Source organism: Acetobacter ghanensis, from assembly GCF_001499675.1.
GTDB classification, from domain to species: Bacteria; Pseudomonadota; Alphaproteobacteria; order Acetobacterales; family Acetobacteraceae; genus Acetobacter; species Acetobacter ghanensis.
Genome location: NZ_LN609302.1, coordinates 1,224,490 through 1,243,737, shown reverse-complemented (window position 1 = coordinate 1,243,737; position 19,248 = coordinate 1,224,490). Strand labels below are relative to the sequence as shown.

The 19,248-nt window shown below is 58.2% G+C and carries 12 protein-coding genes and 3 pseudogenes; 8 read left to right on the top strand and 7 right to left on the bottom strand.

Annotated elements, in window-relative coordinates; genetic code table 11:
• Nucleotides 1–5: 5 nt before the first annotated feature.
• A complete protein-coding gene (hemC, locus tag AGA_RS06000; protein ID WP_059023473.1) occupies nucleotides 6–1,082 on the bottom strand; it encodes a hydroxymethylbilane synthase in 1,077 nt (358 codons plus the stop codon).
• A gap of 146 nt (nucleotides 1,083–1,228) precedes the next feature.
• On the opposite strand from hemC, the pseudogene tsaD reads away from it, so the two are divergent.
• Together tsaD and AGA_RS05990 are read left to right on the top strand one after the other, a co-directional pair.
• Nucleotides 1,229–2,334, top strand: a pseudogene (tsaD, locus tag AGA_RS05995) (tRNA (adenosine(37)-N6)-threonylcarbamoyltransferase complex transferase subunit TsaD).
• On the top strand, nucleotides 2,331–3,152 hold the full coding sequence (locus tag AGA_RS05990; protein WP_059023472.1) for a 23S rRNA (adenine(2030)-N(6))-methyltransferase RlmJ: 822 nt from the start codon (nucleotides 2,331–2,333) through the stop codon (nucleotides 3,150–3,152). Before tsaD ends, AGA_RS05990 begins: the two are co-directional and overlap by 4 nt.
• Before the next feature lie 51 nt (nucleotides 3,153–3,203).
• Here AGA_RS05990 and AGA_RS05985 read toward each other — a convergent pair whose 3' ends face one another.
• From AGA_RS05985 to AGA_RS05975, 3 genes are read right to left on the bottom strand one after another with little or no spacing between them, the layout of a single operon-like run.
• The gene (locus AGA_RS05985; RefSeq protein WP_059023471.1) at nucleotides 3,204–3,938 is read right to left on the bottom strand and encodes a MarC family protein; all 735 of its coding nucleotides are present in this window, start codon (nucleotides 3,936–3,938) and stop codon (nucleotides 3,204–3,206) included.
• 52 nt (nucleotides 3,939–3,990) lie between these two features.
• A complete protein-coding gene (locus AGA_RS05980; RefSeq protein ID WP_059023470.1) occupies nucleotides 3,991–6,057 on the bottom strand; it encodes a lysylphosphatidylglycerol synthase domain-containing protein in 2,067 nt (688 codons plus the stop codon).
• Nucleotides 6,058–6,077: 20 nt separating this feature from the next.
• Nucleotides 6,078–7,697, bottom strand: coding sequence for a lysine--tRNA ligase (locus AGA_RS05975; protein ID WP_059024692.1), 1,620 nt, complete (start codon nucleotides 7,695–7,697; stop codon nucleotides 6,078–6,080).
• A gap of 155 nt (nucleotides 7,698–7,852) precedes the next feature.
• Here AGA_RS05975 and AGA_RS05970 point away from each other — a divergent pair, with 155 nt between their 5' ends.
• The gene (locus AGA_RS05970; protein ID WP_059023469.1) at nucleotides 7,853–8,608 is read left to right on the top strand and encodes a competence/damage-inducible protein A; all 756 of its coding nucleotides are present in this window, start codon (nucleotides 7,853–7,855) and stop codon (nucleotides 8,606–8,608) included.
• 59 nt (nucleotides 8,609–8,667) lie between these two features.
• Here the strand turns inward: AGA_RS05970 and AGA_RS05965 are convergent, their stop codons facing one another.
• The 3 genes from AGA_RS05965 to AGA_RS05955 all read right to left on the bottom strand — a co-directional run bounded on the left by AGA_RS05965 (nucleotide 8,668) and on the right by AGA_RS05955 (nucleotide 10,895).
• Nucleotides 8,668–9,624, bottom strand: a complete 957-nt coding sequence (locus AGA_RS05965) for an acetyl-CoA carboxylase carboxyltransferase subunit alpha (protein WP_059024691.1) — start codon at nucleotides 9,622–9,624, stop codon at nucleotides 8,668–8,670.
• A gap of 81 nt (nucleotides 9,625–9,705) precedes the next feature.
• Entirely contained in the window at nucleotides 9,706–10,617 is a 912-nt protein-coding gene (locus AGA_RS05960) for a site-specific tyrosine recombinase XerD (protein WP_264811420.1), read from the bottom strand.
• Nucleotides 10,618–10,634: 17 nt separating this feature from the next.
• The gene (locus AGA_RS05955; protein ID WP_059023468.1) at nucleotides 10,635–10,895 is read right to left on the bottom strand and encodes a hypothetical protein; all 261 of its coding nucleotides are present in this window, start codon (nucleotides 10,893–10,895) and stop codon (nucleotides 10,635–10,637) included.
• 65 nt (nucleotides 10,896–10,960) lie between these two features.
• Between AGA_RS05955 and aroB the strand changes: the two are divergent.
• From aroB to alaS, 5 genes and pseudogenes are all read left to right on the top strand, one after another.
• A pseudogene (gene aroB, locus AGA_RS05950) lies at nucleotides 10,961–12,693 on the top strand (3-dehydroquinate synthase).
• Between the two features lie 348 nt (nucleotides 12,694–13,041).
• Complete coding sequence (locus tag AGA_RS05945; RefSeq protein WP_059023467.1) at nucleotides 13,042–14,145, top strand: OmpA family protein; 1,104 nt, start codon at nucleotides 13,042–13,044, stop codon at nucleotides 14,143–14,145.
• Between the two features lie 521 nt (nucleotides 14,146–14,666).
• Nucleotides 14,667–15,804: pseudogene (locus AGA_RS05940) on the top strand (OmpA family protein).
• Nucleotides 15,805–15,900: 96 nt separating this feature from the next.
• Nucleotides 15,901–16,398, top strand: coding sequence for a GtrA family protein (locus tag AGA_RS05935; RefSeq protein ID WP_059023466.1), 498 nt, complete (start codon nucleotides 15,901–15,903; stop codon nucleotides 16,396–16,398).
• Nucleotides 16,399–16,550: 152 nt separating this feature from the next.
• Entirely contained in the window at nucleotides 16,551–19,196 is a 2,646-nt protein-coding gene (alaS, locus tag AGA_RS05930) for an alanine--tRNA ligase (protein ID WP_059023465.1), read from the top strand.
• Nucleotides 19,197–19,248 lie beyond the last annotated feature (52 nt).

Sequence of the window (19,248 nt, the reverse complement as noted above, 5' to 3'; positions counted from 1 at the left end):
GCCTGTTACGCGTTTTCCTCAAATATATCGGCCGGGCTGTCTTTACGCAGACTGCACCCAAGTTCGTGCCCAAGCCGTGCGGCATCCTCTGGTGCACCGCTGATGCTCCGTTTGAGCAGGAAGGAGCCGTCCTCCCGCGCTACAAGGCCAGTCAGGTGCAGTTTGGGGGCATCCCCCGCCACAACGGGAATCATCTGCGCATACCCTCCTATGGGAGTACGGCATGACCCATCCAGCTCTGCCAGCAGAGCGCGTTCGGCAGTAGCAACAGCCCGTGCTTCGTAATCTTCTATCGCGGCCAGCAGTTCGCGCAGTTCAATATCGTCCTCACGTACTGTCACCCCGACAATACCCTGCCCTGCGGCTGGCACCATAACGGTAGGAGACAGAACAATGCTGGCGCGCTCAGCCATACCCAGCCGACGCAGGCCAGCCAGCGCAAGCAGTGTGGCATCACACTGGCGGGCGGCCAGTTTGTCGAGTCGGGTCTGCACGTTGCCACGCAGGAGGCCAAACCGAAGGTCCGGTCGGACATGGAGCATCTGTGCCTGACGACGCACAGAGGCGCACCCGACCAGTGCATTCTGCGGAAGGGCCGAATAGGGGTCGTCCGGGTTGGACTGCTCCAACCGGGGGCCGAGAATCAGGGCATCGCGCGCATCTTCCCGCTTGAGCGTGCAGGCAAGCACCAGCCCCGGCGGCAATGTTGTTTCCAGATCCTTGAGGCTATGCACGGCAAAATCAATCCGCCGGTCAGCCAGTGCCTCATGAATTTCCTTGGCAAACAGCCCCTTACCGCCAATTTCCGCCAGACGCCGGTTCTGCACCTGATCACCTGTGGTGTTGATCTGGTGTTCCTGAAACGCGTTCATATCCCGCAATATGGGGCAGAAGCGTGTCAGCGTTGTCAGGAATGCGCGTGTCTGAACAAGCGCAAGCGGTGACCCACGCGTACCTACCCGTAAAGGCAGGGAGTGACGTCCCGAATGGCTGCCTGCCTTTTTCTGGCGTGCAGCAGCTTCCGCCGCAACCTCCTGCAAAGCGGGAGAAAGGACGGTTGAGGAAGGGTAGGCTGAATCCATAAGATGTGTCTATTACCGGGAATGGAGAAAGGACAAGATACGATGAAGCCCGGCTGGTCTGAAAAACTTGCGCGACCGGAAAAACATTCCGCCCCTCCCCATCCGTTGCATCCGTGCAAGAATACCGCTTTTTTTATGGTGCGTCCATGAGTGTCTCTTCCGCCACGACTCAGCCTGCCGGGCCAGTTCTGGCCATTGAATCTTCCTGCGACGAAACAGCCTGTGCGATTCTGTCTCCCGATGGCACCTGCCTTGCCCAGCGCGTTGTCTCGCAGGATGGACATGCGGATTTTGGCGGCGTGGTGCCAGAAATAGCCGCGCGCGCCCATTTGGCGCTGCTGCCCGGTCTGGTGCAGGCAACATTGCAGGATGCTGGCATGGACGCCACGGACCTTGCCTTTATAGCCGCCAGCACCGGGCCGGGCCTGATTGGCGGACTGATTGTTGGCACCAGTTTTGCCAAGGGGTTGGCTCTGGCCCTGAACATCCCCTTTGTAGCCGTCAACCATGTAGAAGCCCACGCCCTGACAGCCCGCCTACCCGGAATTGTGCCCGGTGGCGCGCCCTTCCCTACCTGCTCCTGCTGGTCTCAGGCGGGCACTGCCAGTGCATTGCGGTGGAAGGGGTCGGTCGTTACCGCAAGCTGGGCGGCACCATAGATGATGCGGCGGGTGAGGCCTTTGACAAGGTAGCCAAGATGATTGGCCTTGGCTGGCCCGGCGGACCGGCGGTGGAAAAACTGGCCCGCCAAGGCAACCCGGATGCCATAGCCCTCCCCCGCCCACTCCTGCACCGACCGGGATGTGACTTTTCCTTTTCCGGGCTAAAAACCGCCATTGCACAAAAACTGGCACCTTTTGGCTCCAGCGCGCTACCCCACCAGTTTGCCGCCGACCTTGCCGCGTCCTTTCAGCAGGCGGTGGCCGATGTTGTGGCCGACCGCATCAACCATGCTCTGGATATGATGCCGCAAGCACACCTCTTGGTCGCCGCGGGTGGTGTTGCCGCCAACACCACGCTGCGCGCCCGCCTAGAGGCCGTAGCCCAGCAGCGAGGCCTACGCTTTGCCGCACCACCGCTCAAACTCTGCACGGACAACGCCGTCATGGTTGGCTGGGCTGCCCTTGAAACATGGCGCGAAAATGCCGAGCGCGGCCTGCCGCCTCTCAACAACACCACGTTGCGCCCACGCCCACGCTGGCCATTGGAAGAAATGGCCCAACGCTTTGAACCCGGTCAGACCCCTGCATGAACTACAGACACATCTACCACGCTGGCAATTTTGCCGACTGCATGAAGCACACCCTGCTCGTCACTCTCCTTCAGCATTTTTTGCGCAAGGACTCGCCTTTTCTGGTCATGGACACCCATGCGGGTCTTGGCCGATACGACCTTGAAAGCCCCGAAGCTGAAAAAACCGGCGAATACCGCGAGGGCATTGGAAAACTCTGGTCCGAAGCGCCAGACAGCCCACTGAGCCCATGGCTGGAACTGGTCCGCAAAGCGGGAGGCCCACGCTATTATCCCGGTTCGCCGTTGCTGGCATCGCTGATGCTGCGCCCACAGGACCAGTTGATCTGCTGCGAAAAACACCCGCAGGATAAACGTACCCTCTACCGCCTGTTTGCAGGCCAGACCAACGTGTCCGTGCACGAACGTGATGCGTATGAAGGCCTGCGTGCGCTCCTACCCCCCAAAAACGCCAGACGCGGCCTTGTGCTGATTGATCCACCGTTTGAAGAACCCGGCGAGTTTGACCGGCTGGCAGAGGCACTCCAGACCATTCGCTCCCGCTTTGCTACGGGGATGGTTGCCGTATGGTACCCCATCAAACACAGAACGCCGGTGCGCCAGTTCCATACCAACGTGGAACTGGCCGGGCACCGTAACGTACTGGTTGCTGAGCTCCTGATGCGCCCGCCCCATAACCCCGACATGCTGAATGGCGCGGGGCTTCTGGTGATCAAACCACCTTATGGGTTTGCCGAGCAGGCACAACTGCAACTGGACCGCTTGAAAACGGCGCTTGGTGCGTTTGAAGCCATTGTGAGCGAACTCGTAGCGGAATAACGTCCACGCCCCGCCCAACCGGCGGGGCATCCAACAGCGCGCTCGCCAAAATTAGTGGTGCTCACCTTTAAGCAGGTTGTGCCACATATCCGTTGCAAACCCTTGCACGCCCGCTGCCAGAATCTGCACCCCGATGCACAGCAGAACCAGAGCCGCCAACCGGCTGACAATGCGCGTACCGGTAACCCCCAGCATGGACACTAGTTTTTCGGAACTGGAATAAGCGGCCCAAACAATAAGCACCACGCAAATGGCTGCAATTGTTGTGCCAACCGTATAGGCCCAAAAAGACTGGCCCGACGGACAGCCAGAGCCGAGGGCAATGGCGACCGCAATGGTGCCCGGTCCCACAGTAAACGGCATGGCCAGCGGAAAAAATGCAGAATCCGCCCAGTTGGGCGCCATAACCGTGCGCCCGCCCTGTAGCGCCTGCTTTTCCTTCTGCGCTTCCACAATTTCGGGGCTTTGCAGCAAAGCCCAAGCCCGTACGGCCACAACCAGACCACCCGCCACACGCAGGGCATTCACGGTTATGCCAAAAAACGCCAGTACAATGCTCCCCAGCCAGAGCGAAACAATGACCAGCATAAAAGAGTAAAACGAAACCAGTCGCGCCAGCGCCATAATCTCCTGCTGGGAACGACCAGCAGAAGCCTGCGCAAAAATAAGCGCTGCGCCAAACGGGTTTACGATGGAAAAAAGAGCAGGAAACGCGAGCAGAAAGGAAGAAGCCGCAGTTCTGATAACATTACCGCTTAGCAGAATTTCGGGGAGATGAACCGACATAACCCTGCCCAGAACTCCAATGGGGAAAAACAGCGCCCGACTATAAAACGGGTCAAAGAGGAACGTTTGTGACGTCCCGGCTGTCCTTATAGGTTTTTACAAAACGCGAAACCAGAGCAATATCTCCCGGCGGATAGCACAGGTTAGCATTGCTGCCATCTTCCAATGGCCACACGTTCAGCCCGATATCATTGTAAATTCGGACAAAGCTGTCCCCCACATGCCAGAAGGCCAGCCGAAGCCCCTGCTGCAACGCCAGGTCACGCAAACGCCAGATGGCAGAAATACTGTCATCTTCCTCACCGGCGGGGTCACCCAACCCGATCAGCACATTATCCCGGCAGATAAAGGGGATAACCGCCTCTCCCGCCTCACCTTCCACAAAGCCTTCAGGCTTCATGCTGGCTATGTCCGGCAGGGCATGTTCGAGGGTTCCGTAATGCTTGGCCTCATCTTCCGTCCATATCTGGATGGGAATACGTGCTGGCCACATAAGGCGCGCCAGCACCACCAGCGCCAACAGCACGGCCAATGCGACCGTCCAACGCACCGCCCCATGCGCGGGGGACGAGAGCATAAGCTGCCACCAGCTCCCCATGCCAGCATGGCGTGTCGCCAGCGCTATAACGCACCCAAAGAGCAGCAACAGACACAACAGATTGGAAAAAGAGAGCGGTTCGCTCAACAGCTTGGCCCGCCGGTAATAGCAGTTCCGGAACGGGGCGATGAACAGGGCGGACAGGCCCAGCATAAACGGCACAAAAATAGTGTTGCCGCGCAGGAAGGTCATAACCGTTGCAAGCAGCAGAAGCCCCAAAGCCCCCCGCCATGCCAACGTGACCCGTTGCGAAAGGCCAATAGCCAGACTGATCAGCGCAACCCCCATAAGGGAGAGCAGGTAATTCCCACCCATATGCACTAACCCGGCGAACGTATCGGGCAGCATGGAGAATTTGGGCACAGGCTCCATCAGCACAAGGCAGAGCAGCAGCACCCCACAAAGCGAGACCGTTCCTGTTGCCACGGCAACGGAAAAAGCCGCTTCGCTCTCGCGCACAACCTGGCTGGGCCTGCGACGTACAACCTGCGCATCCACAGTCTTGTTACGGTTTTTCTTTTTAGCGAGAGCCGCATCCCCACGCAGGAAAAGCTCATGCCCGGCAAACATGATCCCCGCCAGAAAGAGCGGGATGATGTAATAAAAAAGCCGGAAGATCAGCACCATGCCCAAAATCTGTGGGGCGGGCATATAGGGACCAAGGGCTAACAGCATGGCACCATCAAACACACCAAGCCCACCGGGTACGCTGGCAACCAGCCCTGCCGTGTACGACGCAATATAGATGGCCAGAAAAGAGCCGAAATCCACCCCGCATCCTTTGGGCAGCAGCACAAAGGCTATGCTGGCGGTTGCGGCCACCTCTGCCGCTGCCACCAAGGTTTGCATGATGGCCATACGGGGAGTGGGCAGTTCGATCACCCATTTCCGAAAGCGGAACTCCCGCACCCGGAATGCCAGCCCGATATACCCGGCCACCGCCAGCCACAACAGTCCCCCCACAAAGGCCAGCACCGCTTGCGGCACGCGGTTGCCAATACCCGGCAGAACAGCAGGTTCCAGAATAAGCACGGCGCCAATCAGCACCGCTGCACCCAGCAAATAGGTCGCGGAGCAGAAGGCTATGATCTGGGTAATGGCAAAGGCGTTTACGCCCCAGTTCCGGTACAGCCTATACCTGACCGCGGCACCAGAAACGGCGGAAAACCCCAGATTATGCGACAACACATACGAGCAGAAGGCCGCAAAAGCAGCCCGGCGGAATGGCAACTGGTCATAACCGACCTGTATGACGGCCAGCCGGTCGTAAAAAGAGAGAATGAAGTAGGACAGCAGGGTACAACCCACGGCAGCCCATAACTGAATAGCAGGAATAGCCTCCATGGCCTGCCGGATATCCGCCATTTTCAGATGTCGCACTTCGTGCAGCACCACAACAATGGCGGCGACCATGAGCAGCAGTCCGACCAGATGAGGCAGGTGCTTCAGCCGTTTTTTCCACCCGGTTTCTCCTGCATGGAGGTCAGGCTGCGGGCTGGAGGACTGAACCTTCTGCGTCATCTGCTGCTACCAGCCCCTGCTTAAGCCTGCGCTTCCCGCAGGAGGGCGGCATCAATAAGGGCAATGGTTTCGGGCACACCGTACAGCGCGACAAACCCACCAAAACGTGGCCCCTCTTTTTGCCCAAGCAGGACCTCGTACAGGCAGCCAAACCAGCTTCTCAGCGGTTCAAACGCATGTCTCTTGCCAATTTCAAAGACAAGATTCTGCAAAGCTGAAGCATCGGCAGGCTCGCCTTCAAAACCCCGCAGGGTTTCCGCCAGATCCACCAGTGCCGCGCGCTCTTTGTCCGTCGGGGCACGGAAGGTTTTGGCCGGACGGACGAAGTCCGCGTAATAGGCAATGGCATGTTTGACCAGATTGGCCAGCATGGGGTGCGTTTCGGGCGAGACGGCAGCATCGTACCGGCGGATAAAGCCCCACAGCACTTCTGGCGTGTCCGCATTGGCCACACTGGCCAGATTGAGCAGCATCCCAAACGGCACGGGGCTACCTGCGTTAGCGGGCACGGTCCCTTTGTGAATAAACCACGCGGGGTTTGCCCGCAGGTCATTCCCCGTCGGGTTTTCTGCCTGCAACGCACGCGCCTTGTCCGCGTGGGTCAGATAGTCATCCGCCGTTTTGGGGATCACATCAAAATAGAGCCGCTTGGCGCGTTGGGGCTGGTTGAACATGAACTGGCCCAGACTTTCGGGCGGGGCGTAACGCAGCCACTCCTCAACCGAAAGACCATTGCCCTTGGACTTGGAGATTTTCTGCCCCTGCTCATCCAAAAACAGCTCGTATGTCAGACCTGCTGGCGGGGTGCCGCCCAGAATTTTGCAAATCCGGCCAGACAAACGCACACTGTCGATCAGGTCCTTGCCCGACATTTCGTAATCAACGCCCAGCGCATACCAACGCATGGCCCAGTCGGCCTTCCACTGCATTTTGGCATGGCCACCGGTTACCGGTGTTTCAAACACCTCACCCGTTGCAGGGTCGGTCCAGCGTACGGTACCGGCTGCGGCATCAATGGCGTCCATTTTAACCTGCATGACTTCACCCGTATGCGGGTGCAGCGGTAGGACCGGGGAATACGTTGCCCGGCGGTCTGGCCCCAGAGTTGGCAGAATAACCGCCAGAATCTCGTCATGCACTTCCAGCACGCGCCTAAGTGCGGCATCAAACCGCCCGGAGGTATAATACTGGGTGGACGAGGCAAATTCGTATTCAAACCCAAAACTGTCGAGAAAAGCGCACAGTCTGGCGTTGTTATGCGCAGCAAACGACTCGTGGGTACCAAATGGGTCCGGCACGCGGGAGAGGGGCTGCCCAATATACTTTTGCAGCATGTCGCGCTGGGGCACATTGTCCGGCACCTTGCGCAGCGCGTCCATATCATCCGAAAAAGCCAGCAGGCGCGAGGGGCGGCCAGTCAGCGCCGTGTAGGCCTGACGCACCCATGATGTACGGGCCACCTCACCAAAGGTGCCAATATGGGGCAGGCCCGAGGGACCATACCCGGTTTCCAGCAGAGCCGGACGCTCATCGGCGCCGTTGCTGCTACGAGTTGCAACATGATCGGCCAGTTTGCGTGCCTCTTCAAAAGGCCACGCGCGCGGAAGATCGGAAGCGGGTGCTGTTTGGCTATCTGACATGCGCGGGAAGCTATGAATTGCGTGGCACCCGGTCAATGCAAAAACGCGCAGGGCACCCTTTGGAGTGTAATTTTTACCACCATTGACCCCGCAAACACTCCGCTCCATCCTCCTTCCCATTCAAGACGCCCATAACAAAAGGTCAAACCCGAGTCATGCGCCGCACCTCCGCACTCATCCTTATTGGTAACGAAATCCTTTCTGGCCGCACACGGGACGACAACATCCAGTTTTTAGCACTCCGACTGGGAGAACTGGGGATTCCGCTGGTTGAAATCCGCGTTATTCCCGATATCCGAGAGACCATCGTCAACACGGTCACAGAACTGCGGGCCCGCTTTGATGAAGTGTTTACGACCGGCGGTATTGGCCCCACGCATGATGACATCACATCCCCCTGCGTGGCCGAAGCCTTTGGCGTACCGTGGGAAATTCATCCGCCCACATTTACCCTGCTGGAAGACCGCTTTGGGCGGGAAAACTTTAACCCGGCCCGCCAGCGCATGGCCAAACTGCCAAAAGGGGCAACCCCCATTGCCAACCCCGTATCCATTGCGCCGGGCTTTACCATAGGCAACGTGCATGTGCTGGCAGGGGTGCCACGCATTATGCGCGCCATGTTTGAGGAACTGGCCCCAACATTACAAAAAGGGGCGCCCGTTTTTTCGCGCACATGGCACACCACATCGCTCTATGAGGGGGCACTGGCCGATGGGCTGGAGGCCATTCAGGACCGCTTTCCAGACCTCGACCTTGGCTCCTACCCCTTCCACCGCGAGGACGGTCGCCACGGCGTAGCGCTTGTTGCCAAGGGGCAGGATGTTCAGCACGTTAACGAGGCGGCTCAGGCTATTCATGACCTGTTAAAAGAAAAAGGCGGCTCACCCGTGGAAGGTGAACCGCCCGTCTGATTCCGGTCAGTCTGTCATCACTGCCCGCCAAACACTGGCCGTGTCCCTGTTATGGGCGGTCAGTGCAGGGCTTCGCGCCCCATTGCCAGAAACTTCTCGCGCCGCAGTTCCTTCAACTGTTCTGGCGTCAGAGGCAGCAGTTCCTTGAGGGTTGCCGCCAGTGCGCCACCCACAGCGTCCATTGCAGCAGCCGGGTCACGCTGTGCGCCACCCACAGGCTCGGGAATAATCTGGTCGATCAGCCCCAGACGCTTAAGATCCTGCGCCGTCAGACGGAGAGTTTCCGCCGCTGTGCTGGCCTGTTTGGGGTCACGCCACAGAATGGACGCACAGGCTTCGGGCGAAATAACGGAATAAATAGCGTGCTCGAGCATGAGCACCCGGTCACCCGCGCCCAGAGCCACAGCCCCACCTGACCCACCTTCGCCAATAACGGTGGCAACCAGCGGAACGGGTGCGTCAAAACAGGTGGCAATAGAGCGGGCAATGGCCTCGGCCTGCCCACGCTGCTCGGCATCAATCCCCGGCCATGCGCCTGCGGTGTCGATAAAGGTGAGAATCGGCAGCTTGAACTGGCCAGCCATCTTCATCAGCCGCTGGGCTTTGCGGTAGCCTTCTGGCCGGGCCATGCCAAAGTTATGCTGCAGCCGTGTTTCAAGGTCCGAGCCACGCTCGGTCCCGATCACAACAACGGGCATACCGTCAAAACGGCCAATACCACCAATAATGGCCTTGTCATCACCAAACAGCCGGTCACCTGCCAACGGCGTAAAATCCGTTATGAGCCGACCAATATAGTCCTGCGTATGCGGACGCTGGGCATGACGGGCCACCTGCACTTTCTGCCATGGCGTAAGCTTGGCGTAGATCGTGCGCAGGTGCTTTTCCGCCTTTTCAGAAAGGCGGGCCGTTTCTTCTTCAATGTTGACCCCTTCGGGGTCGGTCATCTGCCGCAGTTCGTCGATCTTGTTCTCAAGTTCGGCGACGGGCTTTTCAAAATCCAGGAACTGACGCATGAGCAAAGCCGATAGCACAATGGCGCTTAAAGCCAAGTCACTTCGTGCATCCAAATGTGTTCGGAGTGTGCTTTTTAGCTCTCAGACGCCCGAACCGTCCCCTTGACTGGCTGCCAGAGGGTGGTGTTGCGCCACAACCTGCTTCAGCCGCTCGGTCTGCACATGCGTATAAATCTGGGTAGTGGCGATGTCCGCATGTCCCAGCAACATTTGTAGCGCCCGCAGGTCCGCCCCATGCGTCAGCAGGTGGGTCGCAAAGGAATGGCGGAGCACGTGGGGAGACAAACGAGCCGGGTCCAGCCCCGCCTTAAGCCCCACATCATGCAGGATCCGGTCAAACGCCTGACGAGTCATGGCGCGAGAGGGGTCTCGCCCGGGAAAAAGATAAGGGCTGTTCAAACCGCTATCGGCCTGCACAAGCGCCTGCGCCGCCTGACGCGCACTGTCGGACAGGGGAACAAGCCGCTCCCGCCCCCCTTTACCGCGCACGCTCAACATCCGCTGGTCTCCTGCCAGAGCCTGCCGGGGCAGAGCCAGCAGTTCGGAAATGCGCAGACCGGACGCATACAGCAGCTCCAATGCCGCCCGTGCGACAAGTGCACGATGTTTTTTGGCAGCAGAGGCACCCTCCGGCTCCGCGCAGGCATCCAACAACGCCAGAACTTCCGATTCGGACAAAAAACGCGGCAAAGCCTGCTCAGCGCGTGGAGAATCGAGATGCTCTGCCGGATTGTCCGTCCGCATCCCTTCCCGCAACAGAAACAGGTAATATTGCCTTATGCACGACAGACGGCGCGCAACCGTCCGGCGCGACTGCCCCTGAGCCGACAGATCCGCCAGCCAGTTGCGCAAACCATCGGTTGTAGCGGTGTGCAAAGTCTGCCCCACACGCTGCAAACTCTGGGCACAGGAGTCGAGGTCTGCCTGATAGGCCGCTAGAGTGTTTGGGGCTGCTGCACGTTCAGCAGCCTGCATCTCCAGAAAAAGTTCCACGCCCCGGTTCCACTATCTTACGGATGTGCAGGAGCCGGTGCCGTGGGAGAAATAGTGGGCTGCGCAGGTGCCATAGGCACAACCGGTGTGACCACCGGGGCCGCAGGTGGGGGTGGCACCGCAACAGAAGGGGCCGTAACCGCCGTATCTGCCGCAAATGGCAGGTCATGGTGCACCGCCTGCTGCACAGGAGGGTGGCCGGTCAGCCCCAGAGCGGCAAAACCTCCCAGCGCACCAAGAACAACAACGGCAAAAACGATCAGAACCATACGGCTCATACGGGTTGGCTCCCCTAACAACAGATATAGGTGTGTTCTTTCTGCTCTATGTTAAGCTAGGCCTCATGTCATCACGTATCTCCTCCCCCTCCCCCAAACCGCGGACCCGCCACCCATCCCGCTTGATCTGGAGCGGATTGTCCGCAACCACTCCCATAACGGCATGACGTCTGGGCGCAGCATTGTGCTGGTTGGCCTTATGGGTGCTGGCAAAACAACCGTTGGCCGCCACCTTGCCGCCAGACTCGGCCTGCCTTTTGTTGATGCCGATGTCGAGATTGAACGGGCTGCTGGCTGCTCCATAGCCGATGTTTTCCAACTTTATGGCGAAAGCGCGTTCCGTGACGGTGAACGCCGTGTGATTCGCCGCCTGCTGGAAGGCCCCCCCATGGTGCTGGCCACCGGTGGGGGTGCGTTCATGGATTCCCAGACGCGGGCGCTGGTGCGCAGGCAGGCTGTTTCGGTCTGGTTGCGCTGCCCGCTCCCTGTCCTTCTCCGCCGTGTTGCCGGGCGTACGCACCGCCCCCTGCTCAACACCGCATCGCCAAGGGATGTGCTGGACAGGCTGATGACCATTCGCCACCCGATCTACGCCGAAGCCGAGATTATTGTCGATTGTGGAGAGAACAACGTGGAACACACCACAACTCGCGTTATGGAAGCCCTTGCCCTGTCCCGCCGTCCGCTGCGCTTACCTGTCTCTCTGGCCCGCGCCGCCTACGATGTGGTGATCGGCACGGATCTGATCAGCCGGGCGGGTGCGCTACTGGCCCCTGTTCTGCCGCAGAAAAACGTTATCATCATCACTGATAACAATGTAGCGCCGCTTTACCTGCAAAAGCTGGAGGATTCGCTGCACGAAACGGGCGTACGCACCCGCAGCCTGCGCGTAGAACCCGGCGAACAGAGTAAATGCCTGACAGTTTACCAGACTCTAACAGACACGATTCTGGAACAGGGCGTGGAGCGGCGGACAACCATTATTGCCCTCGGCGGTGGCGTAGTAGGTGACCTTGCCGGATTTGTGGCGGCCACCACCCTGCGCGGCCTGCCCTTTGTACAAATTCCCACCACCTTGCTCTCGCAGGTCGATTCTTCGGTCGGCGGCAAAACCGGCATCAACACGCGCTGGGGCAAAAACCTACTTGGGGCCTTCCACCAACCTCTGTGTGTGCTGGCGGATGTCACCACCCTCAGCACGCTCCCCCGGCGCGAACTGGTCGCAGGATATGCGGAAATTGTTAAATCTGGCCTGATTGGCGACCCCGCTCTGTTTGAGTGGTGCGAAAAACACGGCGCCGCTGTTCTGGAACAGGAGCCTGAAGCACTAGCCGAAGCCGTCCGGCAGGCCTGCGCGTTCAAGGCCCGCGTTGTGGCGGGGGATGAGCGTGAGGAACAGAAGAGTAATGGCCGGGCCTTACTCAACCTCGGCCACACCTTTGGCCACGCACTGGAAGCAGAGCTGGGTTACGATGGCCGCCTGCTACACGGCGAAGCTGTGTCTATTGGGTTACACTTGGCCTTTGTTCTTTCCGTCCGGCTTGGTCTTTGCCCGGCAGAAGATCAACTCCGCGTAACCCGGCATCTGGAGAATCTGAATATGCCTGCGCATATTCGCGACCTTTCCCAGACTTTCCGCGTGGACGATCTGATGGCTCACATGCAGCGTGACAAAAAAATGCAGGACGGGCGGCTATCTTTTGTTCTTGTCCACGGAATCGGCCGAGCATTCACAACGCAGGATGTACCGGCCGATACTGTAAGGGAAATTCTCATTGAGGACGGTGCACAGGCCTGAAATCTGGGGTTTGTAATTTTATTGCGGGCAAGTTGCATTTTTGCAACTTAGCCTCAATTCCGCCTTATTCTGGCGCGAGAGCAGGGCTCACATCTGCTATTGCAGAGCTATTGGACACAATGGGCGAAAACCGCAGCATGGCACATGCAACAAATTCATATTCATGCTGCGAAATGATCTGTTGCAACGAAAGCACTGCTGTGTCTTTTAGTCGACAAGAGTATGAGCGGTTCGCTTACCCAGTTCGGGGACAGCAATCGCTCGATACGAATTTTGGTGCATCGGGTGGCTTTGTTCGCCAGTAGTTGGTAGAACAGAATCACCTAGATGAAATATTGAGGGCAAAAAATGCGTCTCCGCACGGCGTTACTCGCAACAACACTGATGGCAGCGGCTCCGGCGGCCGCATCCGCCACCACCATTACCGGCCCGTATGTCGACCTTGGCGGCGGCTACGACCTGACCCAGACCCAGACGTTCAAAACCAAAGCTGCTCCGGACAATGTTTATTCCGGCAAAGTTGGTCACAAAAGCGGCTGGACCGGTTACGGCTCCTTCGGTTGGGGCTTCGGCAACGGCCTGCGCGCTGAAGTGGAAGGCACCTACCTGCGTTCCAACCTGAGCGGCTCCTTTGGTGATGGCGTCCGCAACCGTGGTAAGGATTCTTCCTACGGCGGTTTCGTCAACGTGCTGTATGACTTCGACCTGACGAAGTTCGGCATCAACAATGTTCCGGTTACGCCGTTCATTGGTGCCGGTGCTGGTTACCTGTGGACGCAGGAACATCACAGCTTCACTGGTGGTGGTGAAACCGCTGCTGGTTACCGTGGCACAAAAGGTGGCTTTGCTTACCAGGCCATCGTCGGTGCAGCATTCGATACGGGCATTCCTGGCTTCCAGGTTACCGCTCAGTACCGCATGATCGGTCAGCCGGGCTCCTTCCGTAACGGTCAGTTCACGGACGCCAGCGTACCGACCAACGAAACTAGTGTTGACCATCGCTTCAACCACCTGTTCATGGTTGGCCTGCGTTATGCGTTCGACACGGCTCCGCCGCCCCCGCCGCCGGCTGCTCCGATCGTTGCTGCTCCGGCTCCGCTGCCAGCACGTTCCTACCTCGTGTTCTTCGATTGGGACAAATCTGTCCTGAGCGCACGTGCACGCCAGATCGTGGCTGAAGCTGCTCAGGCTTCCACCCACGTTCAGACGACCCGCATCGAAGTTAACGGTTACACCGATAACTCCGCAGCACACCCCGGCCCGCGCGGCGAAAAGTACAATCTGGGCCTGTCCCTGCATCGTGCTGAAAGCGTGAAGGCTGAACTGATCCATGACGGTGTTCCGGCTGCTGCCATCGACATCCATGGTTACGGTGAAGCTCACCCGCTGGTCCCGACCGGCCCGAACACCCGCGAACCGCAGAACCGCCGCGTGGAAATCATCCTCCACTAATCGGTCTGCTCCGGGTTACTTCGGAACAAAAAAAGGGAGGTGCCTTCGGGCACCTCTTTTTTTATGCCTTGCAGCTTAATTTCCCGCTGCGCATATTTTGTTATTTCCCGAGGGAACTTTACCCCACTATTTCCTTCGCTTTATTACAATGCTTCCAAGAAAAGGGCATTCACGTCACTTAATTCCCTGCGGGATATGGCGTGCAAAACCCCACACCCAAAATTAGATGCGGTTGTTTTCTCAAGATTTTTTCAGAAACATCCCGCGATGCCTCACCCTAAGTTAAGTATTTCCTGACTTAACCAAATAAAAACTCATTCCATCACATTCGGCCTTCAGGCCTTACCAAGCGCCTCCATCGTATTGTTGCAAATACATCACTATACTTCCCTTACGCATAGCCAACGGCCCGCGTTCTGAAACCCCCAGCCATGCATCCTCGTATTAGCCATCTGACTAACCCTGCGCAGGCCAAACGGTTGGCGGGCAAGTCTAACAGATGAAATGTTGAGGACCTTACAATGCGTTTCCGCTCGGCGTTACTTGCAACGACATTGACCGTGGCGGCTCCAGCGGCCGCATTTGCAACCACAATTACAGGCCCGTATGTCAACATAGCTGGTGGCTACAATCTGGTTCAAAACCAACATGCGCACTTTGCCGCTGCACCGGGAGCAACACCACCGGGCGGCACCTCGTCCCAGCTCCGTCACAACACCGGTTTTACTGGCTTTGGTGCATTTGGCTGGGGTTTTGGCAATGGCCTGCGCACTGAAATAGAAGGCGTTTATAACTATTCCAACATTGACCATAATCCGGGGAGCAGCGCGCCCGGTCGCACGCATGGCTCAGACCAGTCTTATGGTGGGTTTATCAATGTTCTGTATGACATTGACCTGAAGCAGTTTGGAATTGACGCGCCAATTACACCCTTTGTCGGTGTAGGTGCTGGCTACCTGTGGCAGCATTACAACCCGGTTACGACCGTATATGCCAACAATGAAGGATCGCGCCGCATTACAGGCACAAACGGAGGCTTTGCCTACCAAGGCATTGTCGGTGCTGCTTATGACACGGGCATTCCCGGTTTTCAGGTCACCACAGAATACCGCATGATCGGCCAGCCGGGTTCCTTTATGGATGGTGCTTACCATTACACAGCCAATGGTGGGGGCCAGCAATATGCTGGGCATGTGGGTTTTGACCACCGCTTCAACCATCAGTTCATTCTGGGTTTGCGCTATGCGTTTGACACAGCCCCTCCTCCGCCACCGCCCGCACCTGTTGTGGCTGCGCCGGCTCCGCTGCCCGCGCGTTCCTACCTCGTGTTTTTTTGACTGGGACAAATCGGTCCTAAGCGCACGCGCACGCCAGATTGTGGCTCAGGCGGCTCAGGCCTCCACCCATGTGCAGACCACCCGTATCGAGGTTAACGGTTATACCGACAACTCCGCTGCACACCCCGGCCCACGTGGCGAAAAATACAATCTGGGGCTGTCTCTACGCCGTGCTGAAAGTGTGAAGGCTGAACTGGTCCATGATGGTGTTCCGGCCTCTGCCATCGATATTCATGGATATGGCGAGGCCCACCCGCTTGTGCCAACCGGCCCCAACACTCGCGAACCGCAGAACCGCCGTGTGGAAATCATTCTCCACTAAGTGCGCGGAACAGCAACGGTGCAGAAAAGGAGGTGTCTTCGGGCACCTCTCTTTTTCGCCCTTGCCCTGCCGCTTTTTTTCTGAATTGTGCAGCATATGTGCTCCACACCCCCACCAACACTCCTCCAGCATCTACGCCGCTTTTTAAAATTTGGCATTGTCGGCGGTTTTGGTTTTTTATGTGATACGGGAACGGTTTACGGCCTACGCTCTGTGCTCGGGCTAAGTGCTGCTACGCTGGTTTCCTACTTTGTTGCCGCTACCTTCACATGGATTCTAAACCGTTTATGGACATTCAGGGGCGTGGGGCACCATGACCATCCAATCCTGCAATGGTTACGATTCCTCTCCGCCAACAGTCTGGGGTTCTTTCTGAACCGTGGTGTGGTTTACACCCTGTTTTACGCTTTTCCGCTCTGTGTCCACTACCCGGTTCTGGCCCTCGCTGCGGGCTGCGTGGCTGGGGCGCTAGCCAATTTCAACCTCAGCCAAAAAATGGTTTTTCGCGAAAAACCACCCACCTCTGCACTGGAACTGGCGGAGATGACTGTGGAAATCCCCTCCACAGACCACACACGCAATACGGAGCCTTAATCCTGCCCTCTTTCAGAGAAACGCGGGGTGCGCTACATTTGGCTTCAGGTTAAGAGAATACTGCGCGTTTCACCCGGCCGTGGGCATCGTTTTCCGCTTTGCGGGGTGGTGTTGCGCGCCCAACCAGTTTCAGGACTTTGCTGCCTCACGCCATGCTGACAACAAATGAAATCCGTACCGCTTTTCTGGACTATTTTGCCAGCAAGGGCCATCAGATCGTTCCCTCGTCGTCGCTTGTGCCAAGCAACGACCCAACCCTGCTGTTTACAAACGCAGGGATGGTCCAGTTCAAAAACGTGTTTACAGGGCAGGAAACACGCCCTTACTCACGCGCCACAACGGCACAGAAAGTTGTACGCGCTGGGGGCAAGCATAACGATCTGGACAACGTAGGCTATACAGCCCGGCACCATACATTCTTTGAAATGATGGGGAATTTCTCCTTTGGGGATTATTTCAAGCCGCAGGCCATTGAACTGGCGTGGAACCTGATTACCAAAGGCTTTGGCCTGCCCAAAGACAAGCTGCTTGTTACCGTTTATGCCGAGGATGAGGACGCCGCCAGCCTGTGGCGCTCCATAGCCGGGCTGGATGACAGCCGCATTATCCGTATTCCCACCTCCGACAACTTCTGGCGGATGGGTGATACCGGCCCCTGCGGTCCATGCTCCGAAATTTTTTATGACCACGGACCGGATGTCCCCGGTGGCCCTCCCGGCTCCCCAGATGAAGACGGGGATCGGTTTGTCGAAATCTGGAACCTCGTGTTCATGCAGTATTTCGAAGACCCGCCGGGCACCCGCTCTCCCCTGCCGCGCCCGTCCATTGATACGGGTATGGGTCTGGAACGTTTTGCCGCCATTATGCAGGGCAAGCGTGACAACTACGATACAGACACGTTTGTATCGCTCATCAATGCATCGTCGGAGCTTACCCATCAGGCCGTGGATGGACCGTTCAAGGCCAGCCACCGCGTTGTGGCTGACCACCTGCGCTCCACCGCCTTCCTGATTGCCGATGGCGTTCTGCCCGCCAAAGATGGTCGTGGTTACGTCCTGCGCCGGATTATGCGCCGCGCCATGCGCCACCTGCACATGATGGGCACCAAAGACCCCGTTTTTTACAAACTGCTTCCCGCCCTTATCCAGCAGATGGGCACAGCTTACCCAGAACTGGTTCACGGCGAAGCGCTGATCCGTGAAACCATGCGTGGTGAAGAAGAACGCTTCAAAGCCATGCTCGACCGTGGCCTCCACCTGCTGGAGGACGAAAAAAGCAAACTGGCTTCTGGCGCGCCACTTCCCGGCGATGTGGCCTTCCGTCTGTACGACACGTTTGGCTTCCCGCTGGATCTAACGCAGGACGCCCTGCGCGGCAGTGGCCACGATGTGGATGTCACTGGCTTTGAAGAAGCCATGACCATCCAACGCCAGCGTGCCCGCGCAGCATGGACCGGCTCGGGCGATACCGCGGTAGAAACCGTTTGGTTTGAAGCCCGGGACAAGTTCGGTGCCTCCGAGTTCCTTGGTTATTCAACCGAGCAGGCCGATGGTGAGGTGCAGGCTGTTATTGCAGGCAATGCTTTTCTGCCAGAAGCGACCGTCGGGCAGGAAGTTGCCATTCTGCTGAACCAGACCCCCTTCTATGGCGAAAGCGGTGGACAGGCCGGAGATACGGGTTTTCTGACCGCCAAAGGGCTGAAAATCGCGATTAGTGATACCCAGAAAAAAGCTGGGGACCTGATTGTGCATTACGGCACAGTGACCGAAGGCACGGTCAAACCCGGCATGGCTGTTACAGCCACAGTGGACCATGACCGCCGCTCGGCCATACGGGCGCACCATTCCGCCACGCACCTGCTGCATGAGGCCATGCGCCGCCGACTGGGTGCGCATGTCGCACAGAAGGGCAGCCTGAACACACCCGACCGCCTGCGGTTTGACGTCAGCCAGCCGCGCCCCATTACGGCGGAAGAACTGGCCGATATTGAAGCCGAGGTAAACCACCGCATCCGCCAGAATGCCGCCGTAACCACCCGGTCGATGACACCGGAGGAAGCGATTGCTGAAGGGGCAACAGCCCTGTTCGGCGAAAAATATGGCGATGAAGTCCGCGTTGTTGCCATGGGGCCTGCCGAGGATGGCAAAGGCGCATGGTCCATGGAACTCTGCGGGGGCACACACGTGAACCGCACGGGGGATATTGGCCAGTTCCGCATTGTGGCCGAAAACGGTGTTTCCGCCGGGGTGCGCCGTATTGAGGCCGTGGCAGGCAAGGCCGCTGAAGCCCTGACGGCAACAAACGAGCAGAGGCTGGCCCAGATTGCCAGCATGATGAAGGTTAGCGTGGCCGAAGCGCCCGAACGTCTGGCAACGTTGCTGGAAGAACGGCGCGCCATGGAACGCCAGATTGCCAACCTGCAACGCCAGATGGCCACAGGCAGTGTTGCCGCAGCAGGGGTGGAAAAAGTAGGCGCAGCCCGTCTGGCCACACGCAATGTGGGTGAAACCCCCGCGCGTGAATTAAAAGGACTGGCGGAAACCATTCTTAAACAGGGTGAGGCCGATGTGGTCGTGCTGATCTCCTGCGTGGATGGCAAAGGGAGCGTTGTGGCAGCAGTTGCCCCAACCCTGACCGAAAAGGTGGATGCCGTAGCATTGGTCAAGGCGGCCAGTGTGGCCATGGGTGGCAAAGGTGGCGGTGGCCGCCGCGACATGGCTCAGGCTGGCGGCCCCGATGGGCAGGCAGCCGATGCTGCATTTGCCGCCGTGCGTGATGTGCTTAAAGAGATAGTCTGACACAGACGCTCTGATAACGAAGGGCAGAATAGGAGCGCGTGTTCCCGTTCTG